Annotated in this window: 3 protein-coding genes; 1 reads left to right on the top strand and 2 read right to left on the bottom strand. The window is 76.0% G+C overall.

Features of this window, described 5'->3' with window-relative positions; translation table 11 throughout:
• Window positions 1-431: carboxyltransferase domain-containing protein (locus tag VR44_RS38220; protein WP_045952282.1), on the bottom strand; the 431-nt coding region annotated here is incomplete at its 3' end.
• Entirely contained in the window at window positions 428-1,216 is a 789-nt protein-coding gene (locus VR44_RS38225; RefSeq protein ID WP_245692853.1) for a LamB/YcsF family protein, read from the bottom strand. The genes VR44_RS38225 and VR44_RS38220, both read right to left, overlap by 4 nt.
• A gap of 86 nt (window positions 1,217-1,302) precedes the next feature.
• Between VR44_RS38225 and VR44_RS38230 the strand changes: the two genes are divergently transcribed.
• Entirely contained in the window at window positions 1,303-2,853 is a 1,551-nt protein-coding gene (locus tag VR44_RS38230; protein ID WP_245692855.1) for a hypothetical protein, read from the top strand.
• Window positions 2,854-2,871: the final 18 nt, after the last annotated feature.

Raw genomic sequence — 2,871 nt, forward strand, 5'->3', positions numbered from 1 at the left:
GGCGTGGCCCGCCTCGGGAGCCACAGCCGCTCCGGGAGCCCCGTCAGATAACCGAAGCCCGGCGCGAACCCGCAGAAGGCCACCCGGAACTCGATCCCCCCGACCAGCCCGGCCACCTCCCCCTCGGCGACGCCCCACGCCCGGGCCACCTCCGCCAGGTCCGGCCCGTCGTACCGCACCGGCACGGTGACCAGCGGCCCCTCGGCCTCCGCGAGCGGCGGAACCTCCCAGCGGGCGATCCGGGCCGCCAGCGCCCCCGGCTCCCGCACCCCGTCCAGCAGCACCGTCCGCGCCGCCGGCACCACCTCCCGTACGGCGCCCAGCTCGCCCGCGTCCCGCCGGCGCAGCAGCTCGGCGTGGAGCGCGGCCACCTCCCCGGCCGAGTCCACCTCCAGCAGCAGCGCCTCCCGGCCCACCACCAGGGCCCTCACGCGAACGCCTCCACCCGTACGCCCGCCGCCCCCAGCGCCTCCCGGACCCGCACCGCGAGCCCCGCCGCCCCCGGGGTGTCCCCGTGCAGGCACAGGGAGCGCGCGGAGACCCGTACCGGGGACCCGTCGGCGGCCGTGACCTCGCCCTGCGCCGCCATCCGCACGGCCCGGGCGACCACCGCGTCCGGGTCGTGCAGCACCGCCCCCGGCGTCCCGCGCGGGACCAGCGTCCCCGCCGGGGTGTAGGCCCGGTCGGCGAAGGCCTCCGGTACGGCCTCCAGCCCGGCCTCCGCGGCCGCGGCCAGCAGCAGCGACCCCGGGAGGCCCAGCACCGGCAGCCCGGCCTCCCCGGCGGCCAGCCGGACCCCGGCGACCACCGCCCCCGCCTGCTCGGCGTCGTGGACCGTGCGGTTGTACAGCGCGCCGTGCGGTTTCACGTACGACACCCTCGACCCGGCCGCCCGTGCGAACACCTCGAGCGCCCCGATCTGGTAGGCCACCTCTGCCGCCAGCTCCCGCGCCGGAACGTCCATCGCCCGCCGCCCGAAGCCCGCCAGGTCCCGGTACGAGACCTGCGCCCCGATCCGTACGCCGCGCGCGGCGGCCAGCTCGCACACCCGGCGCATGATCGACGGGTCGCCGGCGTGGAAGCCGCAGGCCACGTTGGCGCTGGTGACCACCGACAGGAGGGCCTCGTCGTCCGTGAGCGTCCACCGCCCGAAGCCCTCGCCGAGGTCGGCGTTGAGGTCGATCGCGGCCGCTGGGGATGTGATCATGGAAGCCATGCGGCGAGCGTAGAACAGCGCGGGCGCCGCGCGCCGCAGAGCCCTTCCGCGGCCTTCCGCGGAGCCGGGGACGATCCGGCCGAACCATGCCGTTTGGGATGTTGTCCGTGACACCGCCTAATCTTTTCGACGTGACTCTCCCTGCCCCGGCGAAGACCCTCCCGTCCCCGGCGCCGGGCCCGGCCGCCGACGAGGGCCTCGCCCGGCGGCTCCGCGCCCTCGCCTGCACCGCCCCGCTGCACGACCTCGACGTACGCAAGGCCAACCTGGCCGGCGAGTACGGGGTCTACGCGATGGCGGAGGTCGCGCTGTCCGCGATCGACCTGGTCACGCTGAACATGGACTTCGACACGGGCGCCGACCACGAGCAGATAGTGGCCCGCCTGCTGCCCCGCGTCGCCGCCCAGACCCCCCACCGGCCGGCCGCCGAGCACGAGCGGGTCGCCCGCTGGGTGCTGGAGAACCTGATCAACGTCGGCAGCGTCGACCGCGGCTTCCGCGCGATCTACGGCACCTTCGGCGCCGACGGCGTCTACGTCCGCCGCGACTACGACTTCAAGCTGATCGAGGAGGTCCCGGGCCACGGCGGCGCGGTGTACCTGCGCACCACCGACGAGGCCGTCAACGTCCTGGTCGGCGCCCTCGACACGGACGTCACCAGCGCCCAGATCGCCGCCGAGGTCAAGCTGGAGGTCCTGATCAGCCGGGGCCGGCTCGCCGACGCCCAGCTCGCCGCCGAGCAGGCCCGCTACCGCACCGTCCAGTACGCCGAGACCTTGCGCCGCACCCTGGACGCCACCCGGCGCAACGTCCGCGCGGTCGACTGGCTCCAGGCCGTCCCGGACATGATCGCCGAGGCCCTCGACCACGTCGCCGACCGCTACCGGCACGAGAACGCGATCCTCACCAACATCCGCAAGGCGCGCGACGAGGCCGAGGACCCCGAGAACAAGCGGCGCGCCGCCGAGCTCGTCGACATCGTCAAGGACTGCATCCGCCGGCACACCCAGCTCCAGTCCCGGCTGCTGGACGCCGGCCCGCTCTTCCGCGCCGAACAGGACCGCCAGGCCTTCGCCGCGCCCGCCGCGCGCTCCGGCATCGACCTGTACGGGCAGCTCGTCGCCCCCGTGCTGCCGCTGCCCGTGGCTCACGCCACCCGGGTCACCGACGCCTTCTTCGCCGCCGGCACCGGCCTGCGCACCCCCGTCTCGGTACGGGTCGCCGACCTGGTCGAGATCCTCCTCACCCCGCCCGTGGAGCGCGAGCACCTCGGCGCCGAGATGCCGGAACCCGACCTGATCGCGACCCCGGACGACAGCCGCTTCAGCGAGGAGCAGCTCGCGGCCGCGACCCGCCTCCTGGACCTCCCGCACGACGCCCCGCGCCGCCTGTCCGGCCTGCTCGCGCAGGCCCGCCGCGAGGACCCCGACCTCCCGTACCTGGTGGCCCTGCTCGCCGTCCACGCGGCGAGCCCGGCGGTGGGCACGGCGTACCGCCAGGGCGAGGAGCGCCTGCTGTTCGCGGTGGACGACGGCACCCCGCTGGAGGACCCGGAGTTCGGCGGCGCCGACCTGATCGTGGGCACGGCCCTCCTGGACGCGGCGGGCATGGCCGCGGACCGCGCGGAGCCCTCATGACCCGGCCCGCCGCCCCGC

It is taken from the genome of Streptomyces katrae, assembly GCF_000966975.1.
Classification (GTDB): Bacteria; Actinomycetota; Actinomycetes; order Streptomycetales; family Streptomycetaceae; genus Streptomyces; species Streptomyces katrae.